At 63.8% G+C, this 23,931-nt stretch carries 23 protein-coding genes; 12 read left to right on the plus strand and 11 right to left on the minus strand.

Annotated features, from left to right (window positions below; genetic code table 11):
- Positions 1-20: 20 nt before the first annotated feature.
- The 6 genes from gyrB to dnaA form a co-directional block, all read right to left on the minus strand.
- The gene (gyrB, locus tag ABW18_RS11885; RefSeq protein WP_049699182.1) at positions 21-2,063 is read right to left on the minus strand and encodes a DNA topoisomerase (ATP-hydrolyzing) subunit B; all 2,043 of its coding nucleotides are present in this window, start codon (positions 2,061-2,063) and stop codon (positions 21-23) included.
- 389 nt (positions 2,064-2,452) lie between these two features.
- Entirely contained in the window at positions 2,453-3,016 is a 564-nt protein-coding gene (locus ABW18_RS11890; protein WP_005205889.1) for a DUF721 family protein, read from the minus strand.
- The gene (gene recF / locus ABW18_RS11895) at positions 3,013-4,209 is read right to left on the minus strand and encodes a DNA replication/repair protein RecF (RefSeq protein WP_049699183.1); all 1,197 of its coding nucleotides are present in this window, start codon (positions 4,207-4,209) and stop codon (positions 3,013-3,015) included. The genes ABW18_RS11890 and recF overlap by 4 nt, the downstream gene beginning before the upstream one ends.
- A gap of 12 nt (positions 4,210-4,221) precedes the next feature.
- Positions 4,222-5,172, minus strand: coding sequence for a phosphogluconate dehydrogenase (NAD(+)-dependent, decarboxylating) (gene gnd, locus ABW18_RS11900; protein ID WP_049699184.1), 951 nt, complete (start codon positions 5,170-5,172; stop codon positions 4,222-4,224).
- Between the two features lie 75 nt (positions 5,173-5,247).
- A complete protein-coding gene (gene dnaN, locus ABW18_RS11905; RefSeq protein ID WP_049699185.1) occupies positions 5,248-6,414 on the minus strand; it encodes a DNA polymerase III subunit beta in 1,167 nt (388 codons plus the stop codon).
- Between the two features lie 568 nt (positions 6,415-6,982).
- Positions 6,983-8,611, minus strand: coding sequence for a chromosomal replication initiator protein DnaA (dnaA, locus tag ABW18_RS11910; protein ID WP_049699186.1), 1,629 nt, complete (start codon positions 8,609-8,611; stop codon positions 6,983-6,985).
- Between the two features lie 582 nt (positions 8,612-9,193).
- Between dnaA and rpmH the strand changes: the two genes are divergently transcribed.
- From rpmH to ABW18_RS11955, 9 genes are all read left to right on the plus strand, one after another.
- Positions 9,194-9,337, plus strand: coding sequence for a 50S ribosomal protein L34 (rpmH, locus tag ABW18_RS22435; protein WP_005205903.1), 144 nt, complete (start codon positions 9,194-9,196; stop codon positions 9,335-9,337).
- A gap of 73 nt (positions 9,338-9,410) precedes the next feature.
- On the plus strand, positions 9,411-9,857 hold the full coding sequence (gene rnpA / locus ABW18_RS11920) for a ribonuclease P protein component (RefSeq protein ID WP_082937803.1): 447 nt from the start codon (positions 9,411-9,413) through the stop codon (positions 9,855-9,857).
- Entirely contained in the window at positions 9,857-10,318 is a 462-nt protein-coding gene (gene yidD / locus ABW18_RS11925) for a membrane protein insertion efficiency factor YidD (RefSeq protein WP_049699188.1), read from the plus strand. The genes rnpA and yidD overlap by 1 nt, the downstream gene beginning before the upstream one ends.
- Positions 10,319-10,325: 7 nt before the next feature.
- A complete protein-coding gene (gene yidC, locus ABW18_RS11930; RefSeq protein ID WP_049699189.1) occupies positions 10,326-11,534 on the plus strand; it encodes a membrane protein insertase YidC in 1,209 nt (402 codons plus the stop codon).
- 152 nt (positions 11,535-11,686) lie between these two features.
- Complete coding sequence (locus ABW18_RS11935; protein ID WP_049699190.1) at positions 11,687-12,382, plus strand: Jag family protein; 696 nt, start codon at positions 11,687-11,689, stop codon at positions 12,380-12,382.
- A gap of 156 nt (positions 12,383-12,538) precedes the next feature.
- Positions 12,539-13,273 carry a 16S rRNA (guanine(527)-N(7))-methyltransferase RsmG gene (gene rsmG, locus ABW18_RS11940; RefSeq protein WP_049699449.1) on the plus strand — a complete coding sequence of 245 codons (735 nt, stop codon included), beginning with the start codon at positions 12,539-12,541 and terminating at the stop codon, positions 13,271-13,273.
- Positions 13,274-13,445: 172 nt separating this feature from the next.
- A complete protein-coding gene (locus ABW18_RS11945) occupies positions 13,446-14,420 on the plus strand; it encodes a ParA family protein (RefSeq protein WP_049699191.1) in 975 nt (324 codons plus the stop codon).
- The gene (locus tag ABW18_RS11950; RefSeq protein WP_049699192.1) at positions 14,417-15,520 is read left to right on the plus strand and encodes a ParB/RepB/Spo0J family partition protein; all 1,104 of its coding nucleotides are present in this window, start codon (positions 14,417-14,419) and stop codon (positions 15,518-15,520) included. The genes ABW18_RS11945 and ABW18_RS11950 overlap by 4 nt, the downstream gene beginning before the upstream one ends.
- Positions 15,521-15,718: 198 nt before the next feature.
- A complete protein-coding gene (locus ABW18_RS11955) occupies positions 15,719-16,687 on the plus strand; it encodes a hypothetical protein (protein ID WP_049699193.1) in 969 nt (322 codons plus the stop codon).
- Between the two features lie 39 nt (positions 16,688-16,726).
- Here ABW18_RS11955 and ABW18_RS11960 read toward each other — a convergent pair whose 3' ends face one another.
- The 5 genes from ABW18_RS11960 to sigM form a co-directional block, all read right to left on the minus strand.
- Positions 16,727-17,962, minus strand: coding sequence for an N-acetylmuramoyl-L-alanine amidase (locus ABW18_RS11960; protein WP_049699194.1), 1,236 nt, complete (start codon positions 17,960-17,962; stop codon positions 16,727-16,729).
- Between the two features lie 285 nt (positions 17,963-18,247).
- Positions 18,248-18,586, minus strand: a complete 339-nt coding sequence (gene trxA, locus ABW18_RS11965; protein WP_005205925.1) for a thioredoxin — start codon at positions 18,584-18,586, stop codon at positions 18,248-18,250.
- 56 nt (positions 18,587-18,642) lie between these two features.
- Positions 18,643-19,641, minus strand: coding sequence for a thioredoxin-disulfide reductase (trxB, locus tag ABW18_RS11970; protein ID WP_049699195.1), 999 nt, complete (start codon positions 19,639-19,641; stop codon positions 18,643-18,645).
- Between the two features lie 112 nt (positions 19,642-19,753).
- The gene (locus ABW18_RS11975) at positions 19,754-20,530 is read right to left on the minus strand and encodes an anti-sigma factor family protein (protein WP_049699196.1); all 777 of its coding nucleotides are present in this window, start codon (positions 20,528-20,530) and stop codon (positions 19,754-19,756) included.
- A 109-nt stretch (positions 20,531-20,639) separates the two neighbouring features.
- Positions 20,640-21,203, minus strand: coding sequence for an RNA polymerase sigma factor SigM (sigM, locus tag ABW18_RS11980; protein ID WP_049699197.1), 564 nt, complete (start codon positions 21,201-21,203; stop codon positions 20,640-20,642).
- Positions 21,204-21,494: 291 nt separating this feature from the next.
- Here sigM and ABW18_RS11985 point away from each other — a divergent pair, with 291 nt between their 5' ends.
- From ABW18_RS11985 to ABW18_RS11995, 3 genes are all read left to right on the plus strand, one after another.
- The gene (locus tag ABW18_RS11985; protein ID WP_082937806.1) at positions 21,495-21,917 is read left to right on the plus strand and encodes a hypothetical protein; all 423 of its coding nucleotides are present in this window, start codon (positions 21,495-21,497) and stop codon (positions 21,915-21,917) included.
- A 51-nt stretch (positions 21,918-21,968) separates the two neighbouring features.
- Entirely contained in the window at positions 21,969-22,904 is a 936-nt protein-coding gene (locus ABW18_RS11990; RefSeq protein WP_049699199.1) for a PA domain-containing protein, read from the plus strand.
- A gap of 92 nt (positions 22,905-22,996) precedes the next feature.
- Positions 22,997-23,785 carry a hypothetical protein gene (locus ABW18_RS11995; protein WP_049699200.1) on the plus strand — a complete coding sequence of 263 codons (789 nt, stop codon included), beginning with the start codon at positions 22,997-22,999 and terminating at the stop codon, positions 23,783-23,785.
- The last annotated feature ends 146 nt before the right edge of the window (positions 23,786-23,931 follow it).

Raw genomic sequence — 23,931 nt, forward strand, 5'->3', positions numbered from 1 at the left:
CCTTTTCGATTCGTGAGAGATCAGACGTCAAGGAAGCGAACGTCTTTCGCGTTGCGGGCGATGAAGCTGCGGCGCGCAGCCACGTCTTCGCCCATCAACACGGAGAAGAGTTCGTCAGCCGCGGCGGCGTCGTCGAGGGTCACCTGGCGGAGCACGCGAACGGCGGGATCCATTGTGGTTTCCCAGAGTTCCTTCGCGTTCATCTCGCCGAGGCCCTTGTAGCGCTGGATGCCGTCGTCGGTGTTGATCTTCCAACCCGCGGCCTTACCGGCCTCGAGCAGTCCGTCGCGTTCACGGTCTGAGTAGGCGAATTCGGGTTCGCGCTTCTGCCACTTGAGCTTGTAGAGCGGTGGCTGTGCCAGGTAGACGTGACCGTTTTCGATCAGCGGCTTCATGAAGCGGAACAGCAACGTCAGCAGCAGCGTCGAAATGTGTTGGCCGTCAACGTCAGCGTCGGCCATCAGCACGATCTTGTGATAGCGCAGCTTGGCGAGGTCGAACTCGTCGTGGATGCCGGTGCCGAACGCGGTGATGATCGACTGGACCTCGGTGTTCTTGAGGACGCGGTCGATGCGGGCCTTCTCGACGTTGATGATCTTGCCGCGGATCGGCAGGATCGCCTGGTACATCGAGTCGCGGCCGGACTTGGCCGAGCCACCTGCGGAGTCGCCCTCCACGATATAGACCTCACACTTGGTGGGGTCGTTGCTGCGACAATCGGCAAGCTTGCCGGGCAGACCGCCGATATCCGTTGCGGTCTTGCGGCGCACCAACTCTCGCGCCTTGCGGGCAGCGAGGCGGGCCTGCGCGGAGTCGACAGCCTTCTTGACGATGATCTTGGCTTCGGCGGGGTTGGCCTCGAACCAGTGACCGAGGTGCTCGTTGCACGTCTTCTGCACAAAGCTCTTGACCTCGGTGTTGCCGAGCTTGGTCTTGGTCTGACCCTCGAACTGCGGGTCGGCGACCTTGACGGAGATAACGGCTGCCAAACCCTCGCGGATGTCGTCGCCGCTGAGCTTGCCGTCCTTCTCCTTGAGGAGCTTCTTGTCGAGCGCGTACTTGTTGACCGTCGAGGTCAGCGCCGCGCGGAAGCCCTCTTCGTGTGTGCCGCCCTCGTGGGTGTTGATCGTGTTCGCGAAGGTGTGCACCGACTCGGAGTATCCCGAGTTCCACTGCATCGCGATCTCGACCTCGTGACCGGTGCCCTTCGCCGTGAAACCGATGACCGACTGGTGGATCGGCGTCTTGGTGCGGTTGAGGTGCTTGATGTAGTCGATCAGGCCGTCGGGGTAGTGATACGTGCGGGTCCGCGGCTTCGTGACGGTGGGAGCCACCGCCTCTTCCTCGGCGGTCTTGGGCTTCTCAGCAGTGTCTTCGTCACCTTCGACGACGGCGTCGGCCGCGGCGGTCTGCGGTCGCCGGTCGGTCAGCGTGATGGTGAGGCCCTTGTTGAGGAACGCCATCTCCTGCAGACGACGCGCAACGGTCTCGGCGCTGTAGGTGGTGGTTTCGAAGATCTCCGGATCGGCCCAGAACCGGACGGTCGTGCCCGTCTTGCGCGTCGCCGCACCCTGGACCAGCGGCCCGGGCTTGGCGTAGTTGTACGTCTGCTCCCAGTGGTAGCCGCCGTAGTTGATCTCCAACTCGACCTTGGTCGACAGCGCATTCACGACGGAGATACCCACGCCGTGCAGACCACCGGACACGGCATACGCGTCGGAGTCGAACTTGCCGCCCGCGTGTAGCTGCGTCATGACGACCTCGACGGTGGGTACGCCGGTCGCGTGCATGCTGGTCGGGATACCGCGACCGTCGTCGACGACCTCGACGCCGCCGTCCTCGAGCAACGTCACGTCGACCTTGCTGGCGTAGCCGGCCATGGCCTCGTCGACGGAGTTGTCGACGACCTCCCAGATCAGGTGGTGCAGGCCCCGTTCACCGGTCGAGCCGATGTACATACCTGGTCTTTTGCGGACTGCTTCGAGTCCTTCGAGGATGCTGATCGACTCGGCACCGTACTCACCTGGCTTCTTCCGGCTCTTCTTGTCATTCGTGTCGGCCACGGGGTGCGTCCGCTCCTCTTCTGCTCTCGACTGCGCTGGTGTGTGTGCGCTGCCTCGTTCACGGCTGGACTCCAGTCGTGTGATGCTGGACAGGGTGACGTGACCAGCGCCGACCACGGGCACACGACGAGGTGCCGGGCCTTCGCCCGCTCGCGTATGTGACCGCCGGTCACGGCTGCTTATCTCCCCTGCCGGGACAACTGTCTCCAGTGTACTGCCTCATTCGCTCAGGAAGCACCATCCGGGGCCGCTAACGCGCGCTCAGATCGATTTTCTGCACAAGATGCGCGATCGGCGGTGGTCTGGGGATAAAAAACGGCTCAGAGCGGCGTCGGACGAGGTTTGTCGGTGTCGGCGTGTATGTCGCGCCTCGACCGGCTTCATCTGGCTCAGCCGTAGGTGTCGCGGGGACCCCGACCGGGCACGTTGCGTTTGCCCTTTTGCCACGACGGCGCCTTGGGGCCCGTGATCCGCAGCGACGTCACTATGTCGTCGCCGATGGCCGCGGCGATCTTCGCCAGGATCTGGCGCTGCACGTACCGCAGCTGCGTAGCCCACGCAGTCGACTCGGCCTGTACGTGAAGTACCTTGTCCTGCAACGCTTCTGGCTTGGCGTGCGCGGCGATGTCTGGTCCGACGATCTGCAGCCACTGCCCGAACAACGTGCCTTCGGCGATCTGAGGCTCCCACCCGCGGTCACGCGCGAGTCCGCCGACGAGCCTGGAGAAGGGCTGCGGATCCCGCGAATCCGGGCCGGCGCCCGACCAGCGTCGACGACTCGACGACCCGCGCGGACGTCGAATCGGCGACGCCCGGCCATGACCCACCGACTTGCCCGCAGCGCGCGCCGACGCCCGTGCCTCTTCCAAGGCGCGGCGTGCCCGCTCGTACCCGCTCGACGCGTCGCCACCAGGCGACTCGGTGCCTGGCTGCTCTTCGGGGGTGTCGCTCACGAGTCCATGCTCTCAGTTGCCTCGGACATCAGTTCGGAATGCCGTGTGCCGTCGGCCTCGTCGACGACATCGACTCCGATACGTCTGCCGCCGACACCCTCGGGGATGTCCTCCGCGACAGCAGCCGTGATCAACAGCTGTTCGGCACCGGCGGTGAACTCCACCAGTTTGCGACGTCGCGCGGCGTCGAGCTCAGCGAAGACGTCGTCGAGCATGATGACGGGTTCGATGCCCTCACTGCGGACGAGCTCGACCGACCCGAGGCGCAACGCCAACGCGAGCGACCACGATTCTCCGTGCGAGGCGAAACCCTTGGCCACCTCGGACCCGAGAACGATGTCGATGTCGTCGCGGTGCGGACCGACAAGACTGACGCCGCGCTCGATTTCCTTGGTGCGCGTCTGCCCGAGGCGCTCGAGTAGTTGTGTCGCGATGGTTTCCGAATCTGGTTCGACATCGCGCGGTGGTACCAACTCCGGCCCCGCCGACGCGCGATAGCTCAACGCGGCAGGACGCGAAAGCGGAGCTATCGACGAGTACGACGCGACGAAGTGCGGCTCGAGATCACGCAGTACCTCGATCCGCGCGGCAGTCACCTGGCCACCGAGATCAGCGAGCTGAGCGTCCCACACGTCGAGGGTGCTGATCACCGAGTCGGCGTCGGAGCCTCCTCGACGCAGCGCCGCGCCCGCCGTCTTGAGCAGCGCGGAACGTTGCCGGAGCACCCTGTCGTAGTCCGAACGTGCTGCAGCCCAACGTGGTCCGCGCTGGGCGACGAGCTCGTCGATGAAGCGTCGACGATCGCTCGGATCGCCCCGGATGAGTAGTAAGTCTTCCGGGGCGAACAGCACCGCGCGCAGCACACCGAGGATCTCGCGCGGGCGTCGACATGGAGATCCGTTGAGCCAGGCCTTGTTTGACCCCTCGGCAGCAATCTGCAGGCTGACCGCGAGTTCACGACCTGCGTTCTCGACGATGGTTCCGACCGACGCCGACGTCGCCCCTGACCGGACCAGCGGCGCGTCGGAGCTCACCCGGTGCGAACGAAGTGTCGCGATGTAGAAGAGCGCTTCGAGCAGATTGGTTTTGCCAAAACCGTTGCGGCCGGTGAAGATCGTCGGTTCGGGGCGAAGGGTGAGGTCGGCCGACGGCCACGATCGGTAGTCGCGCAGGTGCAGTTCACGAACAAACACGGGACGTCGAAATCAGTTGGGCGGAGCGGTATTCGACGGATTCTGAAGCGGCGTTCCGGTCTCGCCGACGTTCTTGCCCGCAGTGTTCTGCATGGCGTGTCCGCCGAACTGGTTACGCAGCGCCGACACTGCCTTGAGCGCGGGCGAACCGCCCTTCTCCCGCGACGCGAAGCGTGCGAACAGCGCAGCCGAGATCACATTGGCGGGCACCGCGTGGCGAATCGCTTCCTCGACTGTCCATCGACCTTCGCCGGAATCCGGTGTGTAGTCGGAGATTTCGGTGAGGCCAGGATCTTCCTGCAGGGCTCGGACCAAGAGGTCGAGGAGCCACGATCGGATCACCGTGCCCTGTGTCCAGGCTTGCATCGTGCCTTCGACATCGACAATGAGCGGCTCGGCGTTGAGCAGTGCGTAACCCTCGCCGTAGGCGTGCATCAGGCCGTACTCGATGCCGTTGTGCACCATCTTGGCGTAGTGCCCGGCTCCGACGGGTCCGGCGTGAACGAATCCGTCGGCTCGCTCGCCGGGCGGGCGCAGTGCGTCGAAGATCGGCATGAGCCGCTCGACGTCGGCGTCGGATCCACCGACCATCAGGCCGTATCCGTTCTCCAAGCCCCACACACCGCCGGAGACACCGCAGTCGAGGTAGCCGATTCCCTTGTCGCCCAAGGTTTTTGCGTGGGGCTCATCGTCGGTGTACCGCGAGTTACCACCATCGACGACGACGTCGCCCGGCTCCAGCAGGCCTGCGAGTTCTGCGACGCACTGCTGGGTGGGTTCACCTGAAGGCACCATGATCCACACCGCGCGAGGTGCGTCGAGCGCGGCCACCATATCGGCCATCGACGCGACGTCGGAGACCTCCGGGCGGGGGTCGTATCCGACGACCTTATGGCCACCGCGCTCGATACGGGTGCGCATGTTGGCACCCATCTTGCCGAGGCCGATCAGTCCGAGCTGCATGGCTTCCCCTTCGCATGTGCGTGAAAGATCAGTGCTGCCTTGATGTTTCGTTACTCGGACTCAGTGCATGAGCCGCTATCCGGGCAGGCGAACCGGCATCAGCAGGTAGGTGAAAACGCTGTCGGGTGCGACGAACGCTCCGGATTCGTCGGCGATGGGTTCGTCACCGGTCGACGGGCGCAGCACCGCGGGACGACTCGGCGTCGTGAATCCGAAGTCGACGGTTGCGACGCCGATCGCGGAGAGTCCGTCCTGCAGATACGTCGGGTTGAACGCGATGGTCAGCGGCTCGCCGTAGAACTGCACGGGCAGCTCTTCTTCGGCGCGGCCTGCTTCGTCGCCGCCTGCCGTGAGCAGAACGGATCCGTCGCGGAATTCCATGCGCACCTGCGCGCCACGTTCGGCGACCAGCGCCACACGCTTGATGGCCTCGATGAGGGGTGCACTCTCGATGGTCGCAATGGCGGTGTGGCTCGCGGGCAACAGCTGGCGGAACTTCGGGAACTCGGCGTCGAGGAGACGGGTCGTCGTCTGCTTGGTCTCGCCGACGATGCCCAGGATCCCCTCGCCACCGAGTGCTGAACCGCTGCCGAACGCCAGCTTCACGTCGCCGGAGTCGGAACTCGCGGTTCGCGCGCTCTCGGACAACGTCTTCGCGGGCACGAGAACGGCACCCGATGCGCCGGAATCGGCTGGCTCCCACTCCAATTCGCGTACCGCGAGGCGGAAGCGGTCGGTGGCTGCCAGGACGACGGTCTTGCCGTCGATCTCGACGCGCACGCCGGTGAGCATCGGAAGTGTGTCATCACGGCCGGCAGCGACGGCGACCTGGGAGATGGCCTCGGCAAACACCTGCGCCGGGATAAGTCCGGTGACGGCCGGGACGTCGGGAAGCTGTGGGTAGTCCTCGACGGGCATGGTCGGCAGCGAGAACTTCGCGCTGCCGCAGGTGATGGCGACGCGGGATCCGTCGAGCGAGACGTCGACCGGCTTGTTCGGAAGAGCTTTGGTGATGTCGGCCAGCAGACGCCCGGATACCAGCACCTGCCCCGGTTCTGCGACTTCGGCGCCGATCTGCTGCTGTGCCGAGACCTCGTAGTCGAAGCCGGAGACGGTCAGCCCGGCGTCGTCGGCCAGGAGAACCACACAACCGAGCACGGGGACGGGCGGGCGAGACGGCAAACTGCGCGCTACCCAGGCGACGGCATCGGCGAACTCGTCACGCGCGACACGGAACTTCATGCTCGGTGGTTGCCCTTCTCTCGGTATTCGCCAGGAGTTCCCACTCTAGAGCGCGATCGCGTGACGGGGAGTCGTTGGGGTCAAGTCGCCACGCCGCGACCAACGCGTGCCCGTCTCGGGAACGGACGAGTCGACGACGACGGTCGGTCGAGGTGTGCACAACAGCTTCTTAAAAGAAGTTCTTTTAAGAGAGGGATCCATAACAGTCATAGGCACTGTGCAAACTGTGGACAACGCGCCGGATCCCATGTCAGAGCACTGACGAGGTGTGGATGGCGGGTGGACGGATCCTGGGCGGGTCGGTCGGGTTGTGCACATGTTGGAATCCGTTCGAGCATCGTCCACGTTCTGTACACATCAACACCTTCGTTACTCACAGTCGATCCACAGCCATCCGGCGACCGCGAAGACATCGAGAGCGTCGTCGGGAAGAGGTGTGAATCGGCCTGAAGCCATCGCCGGAGACCCTTGGGTTGTGGTTGAGACTTGTCGTTTTGGCCCGGAACGACAAGACCCTCCGCGCCCGGGCGGGAGCGAAGGGTCTCAGAGGGGGATCCTGGCGGTTCTGTCAGCCGACGGCGCGCTGTTTGATGCGCGCGGTGAGTTCCTGGACGTGGTCGTAGACCTTGCGGCGCTCGGCCATCTCCTTGCGGATCTTGCGTTCGGCATACATGACGGTTGTGTGGTCACGGTCGAAGGTTTCGCCGATCTTCGGCAGTGAGAGGTCGGTGAGCTCTCGGCACAGGTACATGGAGATCTGACGCGCCTGCGCGATGGCCCTGGTCTTGCCAGGCCCCCGCAATTCGTCGACCGAGATGTCGAAGTACTCCGCGGTGATCGCGAGGATCGACGCCGCGCTGACCTCGAGCGTGCCTGAATTCGGTAGCAGCGCTTGAAGAACCACCTCGGCGAGTGATTTGTCGAGGTCGGTGTTGTTCAGGGAGGCGAACGCGGTGACGCGGATCAGGGCGCCCTCGAGCTCGCGGATGTTGCGCTCGATCTTCGACGCGATCAATTCGAGGACGTCGTCAGGAACAGCGATGCTGTCCATCTGCGCCTTCTTGCGCAGAATGGCGATGCGGGTCTCGAGGTCGGGTGGCTGAACGTCGGTGATCAGGCCCCACTCGAATCGTGTGCGAAGCCTATCTTCAAGTGTCGCAAGCTGTTTCGGCGGACGATCGGAGGAAATCACGATCTGCTTGCTCGAATTGTGCAGCGTGTTGAAGGTGTGGAAGAACTCTTCCTGGATACCTTCCTTGCCGATCAGGAATTGGATGTCGTCGACGAGCAACACGTCGACGTCGCGGTAGCGGCGCTTGAACGCGACCCGACGGTCGTCACGCAGCGAGTTGATGAAGTCGTTGGTGAATTCCTCGGTGGAGACGTACTTGACCCTCATACCCGGGAACAGTCGCTGGGCGTAGTGCCCTGCTGCGTGCAGCAGGTGCGTCTTGCCGAGACCGGACTCACCCCAGATGAACAGCGGGTTGTACGCGCGCGCCGGGGCTTCGGCGACAGCGACGGCCGACGCGTGCGCGAAGCGATTCGACGCTCCGATCACGAAAGTGTCGAAGGTGTACTTGGGGTTGAGGTTGGCGCCCGACGGAGTGGGCGCCGCGGTTGGGCGTTCGGCGAAGTACGACGGCCAGTTGGCCGGTCCACCCCGCGACTCGGTCCCATTGGCAGCAGTCGTCGACGGTCGTGGAGGCTGCTGGGCGCCGAAGGAGTCGGTGCCGAGCTGGTCGATGGCTGACTGTGTGCTGGCCGCAGCCTGGCCGGGCGCGCTGTGATCAGCGCCGAAGCCAGATCCGTTGGCACTGCTGATCTCTGCTGCGGTGACCTCTGCCGGGCCGAAACCGGCTCCGGGTGCAGAGGAGTGGGTCGGCTGCTCGGCGGGAGCGTCGATGATCGGATTCGGCGTCGCGATACGGACACCGAGGTCGACGGGTTGTCCGAGGTGACGTGAGAGCGCGCTTCGGATCGTGTCTCGGAGGGTGCGTTCGATCTGCTCCTGGACCAGCGGCGTCGGCACGGTGAGCAGCGCGAATCCCTCGGCAAGGGTGAGTGGCTGCACGAGCGAGAGCCAGGCTTTTTGCTGCCGGGTGAGAGGTTCGTGGTCGCCGCCGGCGGAGTCGTCGTTGAGCTCTGCGACGACCTGTTGCCAGACCTCGCCAAACGAGTCGCGATCAGAAGTCACGGTCAGGCCTTCCCACCCCGAGAAAATTACCAGCATCAGTCATCGGGGACTCACGATGCCGGTGCGGGAGCCGACTTGTCCACACACTTATCCACAGTTGTGTACAACCAAGTCGGGATGGGTTCGACGCCGCGATTGCGTCGTGGTGATGTGAGTGGCGTATCGGTCGCCGTCACTGGGGAATGACGCTAACAGAACGACCACGGAGCCGACAACGCAAGGCATGAATTCGCTCGGCCAGATCACAAGTCGTGCGGCAAGGACGTCGTCGAGCGTGTCGCACATGCAGGTAGCGCGGGCGGTATGGCACTCGTCACCGCTGGTCACGGCGTTGGTGAGGATCCGCTCGTTTGATTTGAGTACACCGGGTCCAGTAGTCTCGACTGGTCATCCAGGTATGCGGATTTACGTGGTGGCGTTCCCGTCATTCAAAGGGTTGACCGCGTGCGGTCCGTTCGGCGAAAACGGGGTCATCCAACCGGCACGAGTCCGGCACCGCTGCCTGGATAAGAAGACCACTCAGGAGATCGTGGGTGCGCGTGCAGTTGGCGTGCCTACGTACGAACACAAGGAGTACCAGCCGTGGCCAAGGGCAAGCGGACTTTCCAGCCGAACAACCGTCGTCGTGCACGCGTGCATGGTTTCCGGTTGCGTATGCGTACCCGCGCGGGTCGTTCGATCGTCAACACCCGTCGCAGCAAGGGCCGCGCAAAGCTCTCGGCCTGATCTGCACAACACCGCGAGTCCCGGCGGCGGCATCGTCCGTCGTCGGAACACTCCGGTGGCGATTGGGTCGGTGATGGCGTCAATCCATCGGATCTCCACACGATCCGACTTCTCCCGCACGCTCAAGAAGGGCGTGCGGGTATCGTCGCGTGATCTCCTTCTGACCTTGTCGATCCTGCCAACGCGCTGGCCCGACGACACGGGGCGTCGAGTCGACGTCGCGACGTCGGGCGGACCCTGGCTCGGGTTGATAGTGAGCAAGTCAGTCGGCAATGCCGTGACCCGACATCTCGTGGCGCGTCGAATCAGGGCGGCGTTCGCAGAGGTGATGGATGAATTTCCGACGACCGATATCTCGGTCGTCGTGCGTGCACTTCCCAGCGCCGGCGAGGCGTCGAGCGTCGAGTTGGCCGAGCAGCTTCGGAAAGCATTGCGAAACGCCAAGGTTCGACGACTCGCCGCCGAGGTGCTCGACGCTCCGCGCTCGTTCTCGACCGAATCTGCTGACGGTGCGTTGTGATGTCAGCGTCGTCGACCCAGGCATTCATCCGGTTCTGCCACCTGCTGCCACGTCGAGTGGTGATCTTCCTGATCGAGCTGTACCGCACCTGGGTGTCGCCGTTGCGTCTGCCGACCTGTCGTTTCGAACCGACCTGCTCGGGTTACGCGGTCGAGGCGCTCACACGCCACGGCTTCTTCTACGGCGGCGTGCTGTCGGTGATCCGACTGCTCAAATGCGGCCCGTGGCACAAGCCCGGCTACGACCCGGTGCCCGAGGAGTCGTTCCGGTGGCCGTGGATGCCGAAGCCCGACCCGGCTCTCGACAGTCAGCAGGCTCTCGACGATGAGCAGGCCGAGCAAGACCAAGAGTTTCCATCGACGCACGACGGATCCGCTGATGGCGGGCCGGCGGTGCGCGGACGTGTAATCACGGAGGACACCACGATCAGCGTGGGTGTCTCCGCGAAGAGTGAGGGGTAACTGTCCCGTGCTGAACTTCATCTATTGGCCGGTCTCCTGGATCATGTGGGTCTGGCACTGGGTGTTCGACCACATCACACCGAACACGCCGGGCGGCAATGGCATCGCTTGGGCGCTGTCGGTGATCTTCCTCGTCTTCACGCTGCGCGCGATCCTCTACAAGCCCTTCGTGAAGCAGATCCGCACCACGAAGAAGATGCAGGAGATCAACCCGCAGCTTCAGGCGATCCGGAAGAAGTACGCCAAGGATCGGGTCAAGATGACCGAGGAGATGCAGAAGCTGCAGAAGGAGCACGGGTTCAATCCCCTGCTCGGCTGTTTGCCCATGTTGCTGCAGATCCCGGTGTTCATCGGTCTGTTCCACGTGCTGCGTTCGTTCAACCGAATGGCCACAGGCATGGGCCAGTTGCACATGACCGCGGAGCAGACGCGTAACACCGGAAACTATGCGTTCAACCCCGAACAGGTCCAGAACTTTCTCGACGCCCGTCTCTTCGGAGTCCCGCTGTCGTCGTACATCACCGAGCCTGTCTCCGAGTTCCAGGCCTTCGTGCAGCCCGGTCAGCCGATCGACTTCACACGTCTGAACATCGCGATCGTCGTCATCCCGATGATGATCATCGCGTCGATTGCCACGCACATGAATTCGCGCGCATCGGTCGCGCGGCAGCCCGAGGCGGCACTCGAGAACCCGCAGACCCGCATGATGAACATGCTGGCGCTGTACGTCTTCCCGCTCGGCATCCTCGTCACCGGTCCGTTCTTCCCCGTCGCGATCCTCCTGTACTGGATGAGTAACAACATCTGGACATACGGGCAGCAGCACATCGTGTTCGGTCGTATCGAGAAGGAAGAAGAGGAAGCGCGCCAAGCGAAGCAGGAAAAACTCAAGGCGAATGCTCCCAAGCCCGGCGCGCGGCCCGACCGAGCGAAGAAGAACAAGAGCTCCGGTTCGGGGCAGGCTCCCCTCTCGCTCGACAAGTCCGACGACTCTCCCGAAGAGGCGGCGCTTGACGCTGCCTCAGACGGTGACAACACCAACGGCACAGACGACAGCTCCTCGACGCAGCACGTCGTCGGAAGCAAGCCGAAGCCCGGTGCGAAACCCGCGGGCGCGGCGTCGTCGAAGAGCTCGGGTAACTCGGGCTCGGGTCCGAAGAAGCAGGGAACTTCCAATCAGCGCAACAAGAGGGGCGGGAAGAAGGGTCGACGATGATCGGCCGCCGATCCGAGTGGCGGTGTTTGCGAGGCGCAGATGACGTCGCGCGGAAACACAGCCAGGAGCCGGTGCGGCACGAGTCCGTCTAGAGACTCTCCCCTCCCCCAACACAGACATCACCGATGAACACACAGCGAGGTGCAACTGATATGACAGCCGAGACTGCAACACACGCAGACGCCGAGTCGACCGAACGCGACGAGACCCTCGAGGCGGGCGCGAGCCAGGAGGCCGCCGACACGGCAACCGTCGAGTCGACGACCGATGGCAACGACGGCGACGCCACAGACACGGCCAACGACGATGATGCCGCGACGGCGGACGCCGACGACGCCGAAAACGAGGACGCCGACGCGGATGACGAAGCTGACGAGGAAGACGAAGAGGAGCGTCTCGTCGAAGAAGGCGAGATCGCGGGCGACTACCTCGAACAGCTTCTGGACGTGCTGGACTTCGACGGCGACATCGATCTGGATGTCGACGGTGACCGCGCGATCGTGAGCATCGACGGCGGGGATGATCTGACCAAGTTGGTTGGTCGTAAGGGCGAGGTGCTGGACGCACTCCAGGAACTCACCCGGCTCGCCGTGCAGCAGGCGACGGGTGATCGCAGCCGGTTGATGCTCGACATCGCGCGGTGGCGTGCGGACCGTCGCGAGCGGCTCGCACGACTGGGCCGCGAGGTCGCGGAGCGTGTACTCGAGTCGGGCGAGCGGGAGCAGCTCGATCCGATGACACCGTTCGAGCGGAAGATCGTGCACGACGCTGTCGCTGCGGTCGACGGGGTCATGAGCGAGAGTGAAGGCGCGGAACCGAAGCGTCGCGTCGTCGTCATCAAGAACTGAACAGGATCGCCCGCCGATGCGGCGGTAGATCGCGCTACGAAGTCCCGGTTCCGGCCGGGACTTCGTTGTTTCACCGGTAGGAATGACATGCGTGTAGTTCGGTGTTTCACGTGAAACATGAACGCGAGCCGCGCCAGAGGAAAGGCACTGTTTCACGTGAAACACGACGGGTCCGACGGAGACAATGGCGATCACTCGACGGCCGACGACGGTGACCTAGCGGACCGTGCCGCTGTCGCGGACTCCCCTCCCCCAGCCGCAACAGCGATCTTCGGCGACCGTCTCGAACTCGCGCAGCAGTACTGCAGGATCCTTGCGACCGACGGGATCGACCACGGCCTCATGGGTCCACGGGAGGTTCCACGTCTCTGGGATCGACACATCCTCAATTGCGCGGTGGTTCAAGAAGTCATCGATGACGGGCAGTCGATCATCGATATCGGTAGTGGCGCGGGCCTGCCGGGGATACCGCTCGCGATCGCACGCCCCGACCTCACGATCACGTTGATCGAACCACTGCTGCGGCGAAGCGATTTCCTGCAGCGGACGGTTGACGCGCTCGGACTTCCAGTCCGTGTGGTCCGCGGGCGTGCAGAAGAGAAGGCGGTCCGCGCGGAGGTGGAGCCGGCGGATGTAGTCACGTCACGCGCGCTCGCGCCCCTGGACCGACTCAGCAGATGGTCCGCTCCCCTGATTCGTGACGGAGGTCGTCTCGTTGCACTGAAGGGATCGTCGGCGCCCGACGAGATCGAACGGGATCGGAAGGTCGCGGAACGGAACGGAATCGGTGGGCTCCGCGTCGAACTAGTCGGGAAGTCTGTTGTCGAGCAGCCGACGACACTGGTGATCGGAGACAAGCGCGGTGCACCGAAACGTCGTCGAACGAGGTGAGAATGCGAGGACCTGAGTTGCTGACGTCTGCAGTTGGTTTGCGACGGCTTGAGGGAGCAAAATGGACAAGACATCGGAGTGTGGGCGAGGGATCGTGCGTGCTGCACGATAGAGGGGCGGAACAATCTTGGACGCCGACGATGCTTACGAAATATCGCAGAGGAGCCACAGCGTGACCGACCAACAGCCGGATGTTTCACGTGAAACGATTCCGACGGCCACGCCGACGCCCGAGCAATTCGACGACACTCCCATCGCCGCCGCCGCAGCCCGAGCCAGTCAAGTACTGACCCCTGGAGGCGCGGGCCAGTTACCCCGCCCCCCGCACACGCGCGTGATGACGGTGGCGAACCAGAAGGGCGGCGTCGGGAAGACGACCACGGCCGTGAACCTGGCCTCGGGGCTCGCGCTGCACGGGCTGCGCGTCCTGGTCGTCGACCTCGACCCGCAGGGCAATGCGAGTACAGCTCTGGGCATCGACCATCGCGCGCCCGATATCGCATCGGTCTACGAGCTGCTCCTCGGCGAGGTCACGCTCAAGGAGGCGGTGAAGCAGAGCCCGAGTCACGAGAACCTCTACTGCGTACCCGCGACCCTCGATCTGGCTGGCGCCGAGATCGAACTGGTCTCGCTGGTCGCTCGGGAGAACCGACTCCGCAATGCGCTCAACGATCCATCGGTCGCGGAGTTCGGCTTCGACTACATCTTCATCGACTGCCCACCGTCGCTGGGTCTGCTGACCGTCAACGCGATGGTCGCGGCTCGAGAGGTGCTCATCCCCATCCAGTGCGAGTACTACGCCCTCGAAGGTGTCGGCCAGCTCCTACGGAACATCGAACTGGTCCAAGCGCACCTGAACCCGAATCTCCACGTCTCGACGATTCTGTTGACGATGTACGACGGCCGAACCAAACTCGCGGATCAGGTCGCCGACGAGGTGCGACGCCACTTCAGCGACAAGGTGCTCGGCACCGTGATCCCCCGCAGCGTGAAGGTGTCCGAGGCACCGGGGTACGGCATGACGATCATCGAGTACGACCCGGGTTCACGTGGAGCAATGAGTTACCTCGACGCTGCGCGTGAAATCGCCATGCGTGCCAAGGACGAATTCCCCTCCACCACGGACCTCTCGAGAGGACAGCAGTGAGTCAACGAGACGCCCAACGACGCGGAGGACTCGGCCGCGGTCTGGCAGCCCTCATCCCGACCGGCCCCTCGGAGAACGAGTCGAGCGCTCCCCGACTCGGCTCGGCTGCTGCCGATGTCGTGATCGGAAAGGGAAATTCCGGGGGCAGTGCAGGCGGTAGTGACGCTCCCACCTCCCCTGCGAACGGAAGTCCGCAGAGCACCACGACGGCGCCGACCGATGCAACGCAATCGGGCACTAACGGAAACGCGTCTGCCGTGGTCACTGTCGACGAGGCCGGAGCGGTCTATCGCGAGCTGACTCCCACACTCATTCAGCCGAACCCGCACCAGCCACGCAGCGTCTTCGACGAAGAGGCGATGGCCGAACTCGTGCACTCGATCAAAGAGTTCGGGCTCATGCAGCCGATCGTCGTGCGCAAGCTCGCGACTCCGACACCCGACGGCGTGCTCTATCAGATCGTCATGGGCGAGCGACGCTGGCGAGCGAGCCAGGAAGCAGGCCTCGAGGCGATCCCCTCGATCGTGCGCGAGACACCAGACGGCGACATGCTGCGCGACGCCCTGCTGGAAAACATCCACCGCGCACAGCTCAACCCTCTGGAAGAGGCGGCCGCATATCAGCAGCTTCTCGAGGAGTTCGACGTCACCCACGAGGAACTGGCCAGCCGCCTCGGACGCTCGCGCCCGGTGATCACCAACATGATCCGTTTGCTGAAGCTCCCGATCCCAGTGCAGCGTCGAGTTGCCGCGGGCGTGCTGTCGGCCGGCCACGCACGCGCACTGCTGTCACTGGAGACCGGAAGCGATCAGCAAGAAGCGCTCGCCGCGCGGATAGTTGCTGAGGGACTGTCGGTCCGGGCCACCGAGGAAGCGGTGACTCTCGCCAATCGTGGCGACGGACCGTCGACCCCCACCCCATCCCCGAAGCGTCGGCAGATGCAGATGCCGGGTCTGCAGGATCTCGCCGAGCGGCTCTCCGACGGCCTCGACACCCGCGTGACCGTCAGTCTCGGCAAGCGCAAGGGCAAGATCGTCGTCGAGTTCGGCTCGGTCGACGACCTCGAACGTATTGTGGGGTTGATCCAACCGAAGACGTAGCAGCGATCGGCGCCTCGGGGAGATAACAGCGACCGGAGGCGCCGACACCCGCGAAAATTCGTGACCCACCGCATCCGAAAGTTTCGTCACAGTGACAGTCGAGCAGCACACCGAGCACATGAACAGTGAAACACCCTGCAGGACATCAGATTTCACGTTCGTGGACGGTCGACCGATGCGTCGGGACGAGGATTCACAATGAACTTCACGATTTCCAGCCTCGATCTCGAAGCATTCGAGTCACTGCCCCCGCACACCCGTCGTTGCGTGTTCTGGGAAGTCGATCCGACGTTCACCAACGCGGCGCCCACCCCTCCCGACGACGACCCCTCCCCCGTGCGCGGCTCCGCGTCGTCCACCGAGGTGCCGGCGGGACCGGCGAGCCTCACCAACTTCGAGAGCGAGTTCGACAAGGAGGCGTGGATCTCGTCGGTCCTCCTCGAATGGGGCACCTGCGGCCAGATCGCGATCGACTCGTCGACCGGCGTGGTCGTCGGCGCAGCCCTCTACGCTCCACCCGGACGCGTCCCCCGCTCGCGAAGTTTTCCGACGTCGCCGGTGAGCGCCGACGCGGTGCTGCTGACATCGGTGCGCACCGAGCCAGGTTTCGAGGAAGCAGCCGACCTACTCGTCGATGCCGTGGTCAGTGATCTGATTCGACGCGGTGTCCGCGCAGTCGAAGCGTTCGGTTTCGTTCGACACGGTGGGTCTCGCTACGGGGGCTCCCGACACGGTTCGTCGCGCGACGCACTCGAGCGTGAGTATGATTCTCCCGCAGCGTATTTCGGTGACGACGAATCAGCAGATGATGGAAAGAGCTCCGGCACAACAGATTTCGGCGACCTGAGTACGTGGTCGGATGAGGCCGTCGTCGAGATTGCGCGTGAAATCCTCGACGGTCCGGGTCAGGATCTGTGCGGGCAATGCATGATCGACGCCGAGGTCCTGAAGGACTCGGCGTTCGACGTCGTCGCGTCGCATGTGCGGTTCCCCCGCTTTCGACTGGAGCTCGACGAAGGACTCGGCTGGAAGGTCGGGGTCGAGAGCGCCTTGGAGAAGCTCGTCGTGATGGCCGCGATCGATCTCGTCGGCAGAGAGCGGCTCACCGTTCCGGCCGGTAGTCGTAGCGGAGCGCGAAACCGGTTTAAGCGGGCACGCGAAAGCTAACCGCGACCGAGCTCGCGGGAAGAGCTGGATACCTACCGGTCAGAATCCGGAAATACGTTCGGCCGCAAGGAGATCTGCGAACGTGTAGGTGCCTGTCGGACGGTCGTTCTCGCCGAGCAGGTACAGGCGCTTCACCGCGACGAGGATGGCCTCGGTAATCACGTTGCGATAGTGCGGATCGTCGAGCACCTTGGCGTCGTCAGGGTTGGTGATGTAGCCGACGTCGATGAGGACAACCGGCATCCTGGTGAGCCGAAGGATGTCCCAGGTGCGTTCGTGGACGCGGCAGTCGGTCAGCGGTGTGCGCGCGGCGATCTCACGCTGGATGAAGTCGGCGAGGTTGCGCCCGATGGTCGAATACGACCCGCGGTTGTTACCGAAGTAGAACGACGCGACGCCATTCGCGGCGGGTGTCTCGTGGTGTCCGCATCGCAGCGAAATCATCATGTCGGCGTCGACGAGATTGGCCACCCGAGCACGCTCGTCGTCGGATGCGTGGCCGCGACCGTCGTGCGACAGGAAGGTCTCCATTCCTGCAGCAGCCATCCTGCCTTCAAGGCGAGCGGCGAGATCCCACAGCACGCGGGATTCCAACTCGGCGACGGCTCCTGTCGAAAGTGCGTGCATCCCAGCGGTTCCCGGATCGATGACGATCCGCTTACCGGACAGTTGCGGGCCGGAGCGTCGAACATGCTCTTCTTGACGGATCGCATACGGCGACCCGCCGGTCACACGGGTACCGAGCCGGTCGAGTGCGCGCAGCGTCGACGGACCGCAAATGCCGTCGGCGGAGAGTCCGTACTCGCTCTGGTAGAGGCACACCGCGTTGTGGGTGCTCTCCCCGAAGACGCCGTCGACGAGTCCGGTGTAGTAGCCAAGGTTCTGCAGTCGGCTCTGGAGCGTGGCGACGTCGTCGCCGACCATGGGAGCCGACAGACGGTAGAGGAGCACGCGCGCGCCGAGTTGATACGACGCCTCGCGCAGCGACCGATACGTCGCCTGGCCGACGATGCCGTCGACGATCAGGCCGCGCTGCTGCTGGAACGCGCGCACGGCATGGTCGACATCGATGTCGAAGAGGGCGTCCTCGGTGCTGTGGATGACCGCACCGTTCTGGGCCGCTTCCCCGTTGGAAGGGCCGTTCGGCGTAGGTGTTCCTGCGCTCTCGGGTGCCGCGTGACGGCCCGGAGTGGAGCTGAGCAGTCCCTGTCCGGAGAGGATAGATCGAATCTCGGCTACGGCCGACCCACGATCTCCCAGTCGGAACGTTGGCATCTCATCTCCTCAATTGGACATGTCGCCGTGAGGGGACACGGACGACATTGAACCAAAGTGAATTGTCTCAGGTCGTGGCATGTGAGCAAAACTCATCCACGCGGCTGAACCGATCCACTCTGTGCCGCGTCCCCGAGGCTACCGTTCGCCGCCGACGACACGCAGCAGATAGTTCGTGATGCCAAACTAGCAGTACAGGCCACCGTCGAACGCCAGGTGAGGTGTTCGACGATGGCCTGGTCGGCTCACGAAGGTACGTGAGCGACGTCACTGCTGAGGTGTCGGTTAGGCGTTGGACCCGACGACGGAGTCGAGGTCGCGCAGGAGCGCGGCCTTGCCCTTGACGCCGACGATCGTCTTGGTCGGCTTGCCGTCCTGAAACAGGATCATGGTCGGGATCGACATGATCTTGTAGTCACGGGCAACGCCGGGGTTCTCGTCGACGTCGACCTTGGCGACGGTCAGCTTGTCGCCGTAGTCACGGGCGATCTCTTCGAGGACCGGTGCGATCATGCGGCACGGGCCGCACCAGGTCGCCCAGAAGTCGACGAGGACCGGTCCGCTGGACTCGAGTACCTGATCTTTGAAGGTGGCGTCAGTGACGGCCACGGTGTTTGCTCCCATGATGTGTCCTCCTCTGGACGTGGTGCAAGGTATCGGGTTGGGGATGAAACAGCTGGTCAGACGGTCGGTGCGACCGTTGCGACGACGTCACCCTCGATCGGCATCGGCTCGATGTCGCCCTGGTCGGCGAGCCACCGCTCGGCGTCGATCGCGGCCGCACATCCACTGCCTGCGGCGGTGATGGCCTGCCGGTAGGTGTGGTCGACGAGGTCGCCCGCAGCGAACACGCCGGGCACCGACGTGTAGGTGGTGCGGCCGGAGACCTTGACGTAGCCCTCGTCGTCGAGGTCGATCTGACCGCGGACGAGCTGACTGCGCGGGTCGTGACCGATGGCCACGAACATGCCGGTGACGTCGATGTTCTGCTTGTCGCCGGTCCGCGTGTCGGTCAGTTCGAGGCCCGTCACCGAGTTGCTGCCCAGCACGCCTGTGACGGCGGAGTTGGTGACGAACTCGATCTTGTCGTTGGCGCGAGCGCGCTCGAGCATGATCTTCGACGCCCGGAACTCGTCGCGTCGGTGGATCAGCTTCACGCTGCGGGCGAACTTGGTGAGGAAGGTGGCCTCCTCCATCGCCGAATCGCCGCCGCCGATGACCGCGATGTCTTGGTCCTTGAAGAAGAAGCCGTCGCAGGTGGCACACGCCGAGACTCCCCTGCCCAGGAGTTCCTGCTCGCCGGTGATCTCGAGGTAGCGGGCAGCGGCACCCATCGCGAGGATGACCGCATAGGCGCGATGCGTCTCGCCGCCGGCGTCGACCTCTTTGATCGTGCCGGTCAGGCGGACTGCCTCGACGTCTTCCATGCGGAGATCGGCGCCGAACCTGATGGCCTGCTCACGCATCTCGTCCATGAGCGCGGGACCCTGGATGCCGTTCTGGAATCCGGGGTAGTTCTCGACCTCGGTGGTGGTCATGAGCGCACCGCCGAACTGCGTTCCCTCGAAGACGACCGGTGCCAATTCGGCGCGGGCTGCGTATACGGCAGCGGTGTATCCGGCCGGTCCGGACCCGATGATGATCAGGTCGTGGATCTGCTGGTTGTCTGTCTGGCTCATCCGTCCTCCGTGCTTGTGGCGACGCGCGGTACCGCTGGTTCTCCGGTGCGCGTTGTCGGCTCGTTCAACACAAGCCTAAGGGCAGATGTTCCCGCTGCTGATGCCGTGGCGCTCACCCACCCAGTCTGGTGCGCGACACCGTCGCCGGGTTGTCGGTATCGCATCCCTGCTCGACGACGAGCGCGTCGAACCGCCCGGCGACTCCGGTCCCGAGCAAAATCACCACACGCTCCGACCCTCCCACCGTGATCTCGCCGGAACCGAGGACCGGAGTTGACGCCGCTACACCGTTGGCCGCGGTGCACCGCCGCAGCGCTTCGTCGGATTCGAACGGCGCGTGGGCGGTCTTTCCGAGCACGGACAACGCCGAAGCCTTCTCGACGCCGTCGAGCTGCGTTGTATCGGGTTGCGTCGTGTTGGCCGAGGTTGATGGTTGCGCTTGCACTCCCGCGCCCGGTTCGTCCGTGGTCCTGGTGGCGATGACTGCGACGACTCCCACGAGCATCGCGATCGCAGCCGCGGCACCCACCAGCAGGGCTGCGAACCGTGCACGCGGGGCGCGGGTCGTCGAACGTCGTCGACGTTCGGAGAGATCGACGGGGGCCGTCGACGCCTGCTGCGCGTCGTGGCGCGCCCTGGAGTCGTTCTGAATGGCCGACAGTGTCGCGGCGATCCGCGAATCGACTTCTGGCGGAACGGGTTTCGATTCATCGGAGAGGTAACGCAGCGAGTCGGTGGTGCGGTCAAGGGCAGCCAGTACACGCTGGGCTGCGGGGTCGTTGGCGATCCGCGCGCGCATGTGGGCGGCGGTATCGTCGGGTAGCGCGCCGGCGTGGAGGTCGGCGAGCAGATCCTCCGAATAGGGCGGTTCGGGATACGGCGTGTTCATCGTTGCGCTGTCCTGCTCCCCCGACTGTTGTGGCCGTGATCGCGGCCTGGCTCGTCCACTGCCACATTCGACGTTGATCGACGCGGATTGGTTCCCTCGAATCTCGTCTTCATGAGTCTTCCTTGAGGTGACCGAGCAACTTCGCCAACCGGAGACGCGCCCGCGACGAACGACTCTTCACGGTTCCCTCAGCGACTCCTAATCGCTGCGCCGTTTCCGCGATGCTGAGGCCTTCGACGTCGAGCGCGACGACGACGGCTCGCTGCTCTTCCGGGAGTTGCGCGAGAGCGTCGCCAATGGTCATCGACAGATCGACCGCCGCATAGCGGTCTTCGCGCGCAGCCATTGCTGGAATCTCGAACTCAGGAAGAGAAACTGTGGGCCGCAACTTATCTCGTCGTATCCGATCGAGGCAAGCATTGACGACGATGCGATGCAGCCAGGTCGAAACTCGAGCGTCGGCCCGGTACGAGTGTGCCATTCGGTGTGCGTTGAAGAGTGCGTCTTGGAGCGCGTCGGCGGCATCGTCGGGGTTGTTGAGGGTGCGGTAGGCGACGGCCCAGAGGCGTTCTTGGTGGCGGTGGATGAGGGTGGAGAAGGCGTGGAGGTCGCCGTTGATATGGGCGGTGAGCAGGTGCTCGTCGCTGCGTGTGTCGCTGGTTCCCCCTGGCATGGGTTGAGATTAGTGCAGCGCGGTGTCGCGTATGTCGGGTTGGCGTGTCGGCTGTGGAGGGAGGTCGGGCTGGGGATCGGGTGGCGCAGAGCGCCCGCCGCGGGAAAGAGCGATGAGCATCCCCCGTACGATCGCGCCACCGGGTCTATTGCCATACCGCAACGAAAGCAGTGGACGATGCACATTCGATCTCAGCCGAGTCCTCTGAGGAGGGCGCGCGCTGTCGTCGTTGTTGCCACGACGATGAGCCTGCTTCTGATTGCAGCTTGCGGCACACATGAGGAGACTTCGATGCCGATGCCTACGTCCGCGCAAGAGTCGCAGGTACACGCCGCAGTGGATCGCTACGAGCACGCGAACTCTCACGGGTCGCGGCGCGACATCCTGGCGACGCTCACCGCGGACTCCCCCGAGCGCGAATTCCTGAGCGGATCGGACGAGGCGTTCGCCGAACGGCGAAAGCAACTAGACGCCGCCCAGTACAGCGAGAAGTACACCAACAGAAGGGATCTCACGATCACCGGTGATTCCGCCACGCTGACCACCGACTACGTCGAAACACGCAGCGACGGGTCGCCGACGGACACGCCGAGGACACTCACCGGCCAAGACATCGAGTTCACTCTGAATAGGGTCTACGGCGAATGGCTGATCTACGAGACCACGACGCCGGCATTGCGCAATAACCGCATCCTGCAGCAGGGTCCGCCGTGATCAGGCTGGCGGCCAAGCTGGGTACGGGAATGTAGACAGAAGGACGTTGTGGTGACAGTCGAAACCCATGGGCTGGCAGGACATCTGACGCGTATAGCGTCCGTCGCCGGGTCCGCGTTCTCCGACGACATCTCGTTGCTGGCTTGCTGGGTCGAGCAAGGGCTGATCTTTATTGTCTTCCGATCGAATCTGATGTGGGATGCCCGCCGAGCATTAGGAATTGTTTACGATCCGGCCAGTCTGGCAAAACCTATCGACGTCGAAGAACTCGCTTTCGAAATATATGAATACGAGATGGTGGAACCTCACCTCTATACAACCGCGTTCTCAACCGAGCACGACGCGATTCATTGGCGTGTCGTCGGGTCTTCTGAAATGCCGGCCCGCTTTGAGCGCCTGCTGACTAAGGCGGCAACTGAGGGATCCACAGAAGAGCACTTGAGACGATTAGCCGCAGCCTGCATCGCCGGTACCACCGTTCTCAGTGGACCTTCCTTCACTGGATCTGATGCTCAACCCGGCCGGAACTCGACCGAGCACGGCTCATTTTCTCCGCTGCCCGAAGCGGGGCTGAAGACGAGGTTTTCGTACGTGGCGTCTGCCGTCGATGCGTCCGTTGACGGTACGCCGGTGAGCCTGAAGCCATTTCCGTTCTCGACCGGAACCGATAGCGTTTCAGTGCCGCTAACAGTGTCCGGTGACGGATGCCAGGCAGGCCGGGCAAACACTGGCGGCAAGTTCGTCGTGGGTTACCGCGGTGGCTGTAGCTTTGAGCAGAAGTACGACGTTGCTCGACGAGAGGGGGCAGCCGGGCTTGTCATCATTTCCGATGAGCGTCTGACGGACGCGCGCTGGCAGAGTCCACGAATTGATCTGACCGAGATTCCGGTGCTTGTCTGCGACGAACCGGAATCCATCCGGCTGCTTGTTAATGGCCGTGCCCTCAGTGTTTCCTTTCATGGGCAGGTGAACTCATCGCCAATCTAGCTAACTGCGTTTTGCCACGGTAAGAGGTAGAGAAGTTAAGTGCGATCGCGCAACTAGTACCGTCATAAATGCTCAGGTGAGGGAGGGTTCGTGTGAACGCCGATGAGATTCGAGCGTCCTTCTATGGCACGTGGCACGCAACATATCTGGAAGCGGACGGTTTGACGCCGGAGGAGTCGCGTGGCCTGCCTCAAGTCTGGCGTGACCTCCTCGCCGCGGGCGAGTGTGCTGCGGAAAGTGTTGCGGCGCTGTGGCGCGAGGCATGCCCGCGACTACCCCGGGTGGCGGACTACCTGGAGGACAACGTGATTCAGGTAGGTCTGTCACGAATGACGACTCCGCACCACGCAGTTCGCGATCTTCGACGCGAAAACCATGCCGATGATGACACCACTGAGATCGCACTGGTCTACATCACGCGGGATCTCGACCACGTCGCACCCTTTAACGCCTGGATCGGGCGACAGCCGTTCCGACAGGAGTTGCCTCCGTGGTGGGGGTCGGTTCGGTCCGTGCTGGGCGACCTGGCGACTACGCTGCACGATGGCTTGATGCTTGATTCCTGGGACCAGGGACTTCTGGCGGTTCGGGACATGCCCACGATGTCTGAGCTGTGGATCGACTACGTCGACCCAGATGCGGAAATGATCTACGTGCACCGCGAGGGTGACTACCAAGCCGCTGTGCCGCGGGATCAGTGGCCCGACTTTTCGCAGCTGCGGGTGATCGCCGAAGGCACATCGAACCGGGCGTGGGCAGTGGATCAGCGCCAGGCCGATAACACTGGTTGGGGTGACGGTGCGGACACGCTGGAGCCGATCAGCGACCTCGCGCTTGCGATCGAGGACATGCTCTGCGAACTCATGACCGCCAAAACGTAGGCACTGGACGGCCACTCACGCTCCTCTGGTTCTGGCAGACAGTCCACTCGATACCCCAGCGAGTTCTTCGCAGCGGCCGAGGCGCGGTGGCACCGTATCTATGCTCAACCCGTGGGAGAAACGACGATCGGCGACGCGGCGGATTC

This window comes from Gordonia jacobaea (assembly GCF_001186365.1).
Classification (GTDB): domain Bacteria; phylum Actinomycetota; class Actinomycetes; order Mycobacteriales; family Mycobacteriaceae; genus Gordonia; species Gordonia jacobaea.

Bases quoted from the DNA above. Each gene is read 5' to 3' on its own strand.
- gnd (WP_049699184.1), bottom strand. From the start codon at position 5,172: ATGCAGCTCGGACTGATCGGCCTCGGCAAGATGGGTGCCAACATGCGC.
- dnaN (WP_049699185.1), bottom strand. From the start codon at position 6,414: ATGAAGTTCCGTGTCGCGCGTGACGAGTTCGCCGATGCCGTCGCCTGG.
- rnpA (WP_082937803.1), top strand. From the start codon at position 9,411: ATGGCGTCAATCCATCGGATCTCCACACGATCCGACTTCTCCCGCACG.
- yidD (WP_049699188.1), top strand. From the start codon at position 9,857: ATGTCAGCGTCGTCGACCCAGGCATTCATCCGGTTCTGCCACCTGCTG.
- ABW18_RS11935 (WP_049699190.1), top strand. From the start codon at position 11,687: ATGACAGCCGAGACTGCAACACACGCAGACGCCGAGTCGACCGAACGC.
- ABW18_RS11955 (WP_049699193.1), top strand. From the start codon at position 15,719: ATGAACTTCACGATTTCCAGCCTCGATCTCGAAGCATTCGAGTCACTG.
- ABW18_RS11960 (WP_049699194.1), bottom strand. From the start codon at position 17,962: ATGCCAACGTTCCGACTGGGAGATCGTGGGTCGGCCGTAGCCGAGATT.
- trxA (WP_005205925.1), bottom strand. From the start codon at position 18,586: ATGGGAGCAAACACCGTGGCCGTCACTGACGCCACCTTCAAAGATCAG.
- trxB (WP_049699195.1), bottom strand. From the start codon at position 19,641: ATGAGCCAGACAGACAACCAGCAGATCCACGACCTGATCATCATCGGG.
- ABW18_RS11975 (WP_049699196.1), bottom strand. From the start codon at position 20,530: ATGAACACGCCGTATCCCGAACCGCCCTATTCGGAGGATCTGCTCGCC.
- sigM (WP_049699197.1), bottom strand. From the start codon at position 21,203: ATGCCAGGGGGAACCAGCGACACACGCAGCGACGAGCACCTGCTCACC.
- ABW18_RS11985 (WP_082937806.1), top strand. From the start codon at position 21,495: ATGCCGATGCCTACGTCCGCGCAAGAGTCGCAGGTACACGCCGCAGTG.